The organism is Lishizhenia sp. (assembly GCF_057456495.1).
In genome coordinates, this window is sequence record NZ_JBVCPV010000199.1 from 1 (window position 1) to 4989 (window position 4989).

Below are 4989 nucleotides of genomic sequence, written 5' to 3' on the forward strand. Positions count from 1 at the left end.
ATTGAAGATAAATCGATTGATTTAATATTTGTTGACCCGCCTTATAATATTGGCAAAGACTTTAATGGTCGTAAAGACAAGTGGGATACTGACCAAAAATACTTGGATTGGTGTTACCAATGGATAGACTTGTGCTTAAGAAAGCTGAAGGACAGTGGAAGTTTTTATGTAATGACTTCAACACAGTTTATTCCTTATTTCGATTTGTATCTACGAGACAAAACCTCAATTCTTTCTCGTATAATTTGGTCTTATGATAGTTCTGGAGTTCAAGCCAAGAACTATTTTGGTTCAATGTATGAACCGATTTTGTTTTGCGTAAAAGACTCTAAAAACTACACCTTTAATTCGGACGAAATACTTGTTGAAGCTAAAACGGGTGCAAAAAGAAAATTAATTGATTATAGAAAAAATCCGCCACAACCTTACAATACAAAAAAAGTCCCTGGAAATGTTTGGGACTTTCCAAGAGTTAGGTATAGAATGGCTGAATACGAAAATCACCCGACCCAAAAGCCTATTGCTTTACTTGAAAGAATCATTAAAGCAAGTTCAAATGAAGGAGATACGGTGTTAGACCCATTCTCAGGAACGTTTACAACTTCATTTGTTGCTAAGTCGCTCAATAGAAAGTCCATTGGTATTGAAATAGATGAAGATTTTACAAAAATTGGTATTAGAAGAGTTTTAGAAGAAACCATTCTGAACGGAGAAGAATTAAAACCAGAACCTAAATCATATCAAATTAAAAATCAAACTCAACAAACATTATTTGAACCCAAAGTATGAAGCACTCTTTTACAGAAACAATATTTGACGTTCTAACCAAACACTTTGGAGAAGAAGCGGAAGCAATATTTAATAACAGTGAATTATTAAAGTACATAAATCAAAAAACAGTTTCAGCTCACAAAGGCTCAAAAGCTCGAGGGAGTTTTGGGAACCTTTATGCAATATATGTGCTCGTTGAAGATTATATAAAAGAAGGATTTCACGAAAAAGGAGATTATTCGAAATACGAAGGTGCTAAATTCTCAGACCTTTTTAAACGACAAAGAGAATTGCCTTTTGGTGCTAAACTTCAAAATCACGCTTTAAATCAGCGAATGAATTTAGAGTTTAGAAAGTATTTCCCAACCTGTGATTTTATTCCAATAATTAGAGTTGTTGAAACAAAACGATATTGGATAAATACAAATCTGATAGAACTAAAGGTAAACAAGAAAACCGTGAATATTTCTCAGGTAATTATAGAAATCATAGATGCTTATGCAGCTTCAAAAAGAAGTGCATTTGAGAGCTTCATTGAAACTTGTGAACGGCTAAAGGACATTGAGAATGAACAGCCAGAAGAAATCAAATCGTTCATTTTAGGTTTATTAGAACCAAACATTGATGCAAGAATTTTTGAAATCGTCAGTTACTCAATTCTCAAAGCCGACTACAATGATCAAACGGTTTATTTTGGTTTCACAGAAGATTCCATTGAGCCTGAAAATTTGAAGCTTTACAAAACAGGTAGAACGAATGCAAATGATGGTGGAATTGATTTTGTAATGAAACCTCTTGGTAGATTCTTTCAGGTAACTGAAACAACAGATGTAAAGAAGTACTTTTTAGATATTGATAAGCTTGAAAAATTTCCAATAACTTTTGTTGTAAAATCTACTGAAACTGTAGAAAAATTAAATGACCGAATCAAAGAAGGAGCTAAACAACAATATTCAGTTGAAGCAATTGTAAACAAGTATGTTTCCTGCATTGAAGAAATAATAAATATTGACAAGCTAAAAAGTAGTTTACAGTCTGCTGAAAGTAAAGGCAATATTCCTGACGTACTTAATGAGATTATCAAACAAAGTAAAGTGGAATTTAACTATGACGTTGAAGAATAATACCAACGCACAGTTCAAGCACATTGTAATCCTCGTTCCTGCGGTTGCAAAGAGCTTTCACCCCAACGCACGGACGAAAAAGAAAAACAAAAACGGGGCACAACAAAACCTATACGCAATGCCCTTCGGGACACTGCGCAAAGCCAAAACGTTGTGCTTAATTAAATGAACAAAGCATTTAAAAAGATCGAGACCATTCAAAACCAAGTAAAAGACTCAGTAAATGATTTACTTGTAGAAAATGGATATTCTCTTAACAAAGAAGAAAAGTTCGGTGATAGCCAAGCTCTGCTTCTTCAATGGACGAATGACGACAGTAATCATTCATTTCAGTTAATCTGGGACATAAGAGAACAATGGTTTGATCTAGGTGAGTTTAATCGGACAAATAATCTTAATTACGCAGAAAGATCTGAAATTGATTTGTTCCCTTACTCGGTATTCGGAGTTCTGTTTAGAGACAGATATAATAAAAACTACACTAAGAAAATTGAATTCAAAATCAAAGAAAAACTAAGCTCAACAAAACCTAAACTGCATTAAAACGCAGTTTTGCCTAAACGTTAGCATGCATTTAAAAACGAAAACATGAAGGCTTGGAAAATATCATTTTGGATTACCGTGACACTAATGATCGTGTCCAATCTATTTTGGTTATATCAGGTAAATGATACTGCGATTGGACATGGATACTACCAAGTAAGCTGTGAAGAATTCAAAGAAAACTCAGATATTCTCAATGCGTCACTCAATGGATTTGAGAATATAGGTGACTTAACCGCTTTTCTGGAGAAACACGAAATAGAATTCGAGACTATCAATAAAGCCAACAATGAGAACTATATCATTATCGGTTCATTAGTAATTCAATTCCTTGATAACGGGGAAATTGTCACGGAAAAATGAAAAATAGAATCTCAATATCACTTATATTATTATTCGCAAGTCTAAATCTATTCGGGCAAGTAAATGATGATTCGATACGACAAGTGGTGTTAAATAATAATGTTACTGATAGTCTTTATGTCTTCGGTCAATGGAATAAAACAGACGGAACCGAAACTCATCTTAGATACCTTGGGACAATTAAATCTCCTGAAGGTGAATATAAGATTATGACCTCCTCTTGGTTTTGGGGACTATCAAAAAGAGCAACTAGCAGAATTTTAGTATTTAATGACAAAAATGAATACTTAGGGAATTACTATGTCGGCATGACTTATGACTTGCCAGAAAAAATTGAGAATAACCAGGTTGTGTTTTTACATTCTAAAACTGATGAATGTGACAAAAAGAAAGTCACTAAATTATCTTTTGAAAGTGGAATTCCAGAAGAGTTCTTTTTAGAATGTAAAGATGGTTATGGAGATATTTACAAATTTGATAAAGAATAAAAACTAGCTACAACAAAAGGTATAGTGCACGCCCTTCGGGACACGCACCATACCCAAAACGTTAGTAACAATGTATGGGATACCTAGGGATTCAATCATATCATCCGACAGAGTACAGAGAATTATCATTATTCTATGACTACGCGAGTAGCGTGTTTGCCAAAACTAAGAATAGAAAAATTGATGGATATAAAGCTGTATTCAACCAAAACGGTGATTTTTGCGAGGACTGCCCTTTAATTATCCAGATAGATGATATAAACTTTGAGATAAGTACTTCCCAAGATGAACTTATTTCATTAACAACAAACTCAATTGATTTAAAAGAAGAAATTGTTTGGTTGGAAAAAGACAAATGGACTTGGGTAGACAGTGGATTAACTATATTAGATAGACTTATTGGGCATAAAATTAACTCAATAAGTATCATAGGATTGGATTACGGAGATATTGGAAAGGCAATCCACGGAATTCTATTTAATTGTTCAAATAATGATAATTCTTTTAAATTGTTGATTAGAACTAATTATGATAAAATCACCTTATTATCAATCGAAGATGATAAGACTGAAGAACCCAAAATAGAAATGAAATGTTACTAACATGCAGGGAAAAAATGGCGCACGATTATACTTTAGAAAAGCGCCACTTTTCCTACCGCAGAACCGTTAGGCACAAGTATGAAAAAAGCTAATAAAATACTATTGACCATACCTTCCATTTTAGGATTGAGCTATATGCCGACCGTCTGGATTCCTAAAGAGTTTCATTGGCTTGTACCATCTATGAAAGCTTATTACATCCAGGTTGGAACACTTCAAGCATTAACAATTCTACAACTCGTGATTTTGATTAGGAAACTTTGGTCTTTTAAAAATTTAGAAAAGTCGAAGAAGTCAGATTGGACTTGGTTATTGATATTGTTTAACTCAATAACTTCTCTGATTTTCATCTGGAAAAGAGTAGATGAATTTGAAGAATTAAATAATAAAAAAGAGCCTAACAAAACCTAAACTGCATTAAAAAGCAGATTAGCCTAACCGTTATGCGTAATTGATAACCATGATGAAATATTGTATAATTCTAATTATAGGTGTATTATTCCTCGTTTCATGTAAACAGGAAGTGGAAATAAATTCACTAGAGAGTTTACGAGAGAACATATCTCCTCAATCAGAGAAGTTTAGCTTGAATACAAACCAAGACAATTACATCGAGGGAAAACAAGGAACCGTAATATTCTTTCCTGCAAATTCGTTTGTTTATGCCAATGGTAAACCTGTTAAAGGTGAAATTGAAATAAATCTTGAAGAATATTATTCCATTTCTGATATCGTTTCGAATAACCTATCGACACTTTCAGATTCTTTATTACTAGAAACTATAGGAATGATAAACATCAAGGCAACATCAAAAGGCAGAGAAGTACAAATAACCCCCTCTATGTCCTATGTTGTTTGTTTTCCCCAAAAAAAGGAACAAGAAATGGAACTTTTCTATGGGAATAAGAACTCTAATGGTGAGATGAATTGGAAACTCGAAAATGCTGCCAATTATCAAGATGAGAAGACTGATAAAATCAATTATCTCAACGTAGATTCTTCACTTGTAAATGAGTACGTCGGCATATCATGTTGGACTGCAGCGTCAACTGATCCTAATGGTCGAAATTGCAGGTTTGATTGGGACTTAAATCACAA

8 protein-coding genes are annotated in these 4989 nt (G+C 33.4%); all 8 read left to right on the top strand.

Features of this window, described 5'->3' with window-relative positions; translation table 11 throughout:
• Positions 1 to 789: adenine-specific DNA-methyltransferase (gene yhdJ, locus AC22ZQ_RS12350; RefSeq protein WP_318959076.1), on the top strand; the 789-nt coding region annotated here is incomplete at its 5' end.
• Positions 786 to 1895, top strand: coding sequence for a hypothetical protein (locus AC22ZQ_RS12355; RefSeq protein WP_318959077.1), 1110 nt, complete (start codon positions 786 to 788; stop codon positions 1893 to 1895). The genes yhdJ and AC22ZQ_RS12355, both read left to right, overlap by 4 nt.
• A gap of 165 nt (positions 1896 to 2060) precedes the next feature.
• Positions 2061 to 2438: a hypothetical protein gene (locus AC22ZQ_RS12360; RefSeq protein WP_318959078.1), complete on the top strand. Its 378-nt coding sequence runs from the start codon at positions 2061 to 2063 to the stop codon at positions 2436 to 2438.
• Between the two features lie 93 nt (positions 2439 to 2531).
• A complete protein-coding gene (locus tag AC22ZQ_RS12365; RefSeq protein ID WP_318959079.1) occupies positions 2532 to 2801 on the top strand; it encodes a hypothetical protein in 270 nt (89 codons plus the stop codon).
• On the top strand, positions 2798 to 3289 hold the full coding sequence (locus tag AC22ZQ_RS12370; RefSeq protein ID WP_318959080.1) for a hypothetical protein: 492 nt from the start codon (positions 2798 to 2800) through the stop codon (positions 3287 to 3289). Before AC22ZQ_RS12365 ends, AC22ZQ_RS12370 begins: the two co-directional genes overlap by 4 nt.
• A gap of 74 nt (positions 3290 to 3363) precedes the next feature.
• Complete coding sequence (locus tag AC22ZQ_RS12375; protein ID WP_318959081.1) at positions 3364 to 3891, top strand: hypothetical protein; 528 nt, start codon at positions 3364 to 3366, stop codon at positions 3889 to 3891.
• A 78-nt stretch (positions 3892 to 3969) separates the two neighbouring features.
• On the top strand, positions 3970 to 4302 hold the full coding sequence (locus tag AC22ZQ_RS12380) for a hypothetical protein (protein WP_318959082.1): 333 nt from the start codon (positions 3970 to 3972) through the stop codon (positions 4300 to 4302).
• 49 nt (positions 4303 to 4351) lie between these two features.
• Positions 4352 to 4989, top strand: a 638-nt coding sequence (locus tag AC22ZQ_RS12385) for a hypothetical protein (RefSeq protein WP_318959083.1), incomplete at its 3' end; no start/stop codon positions are given.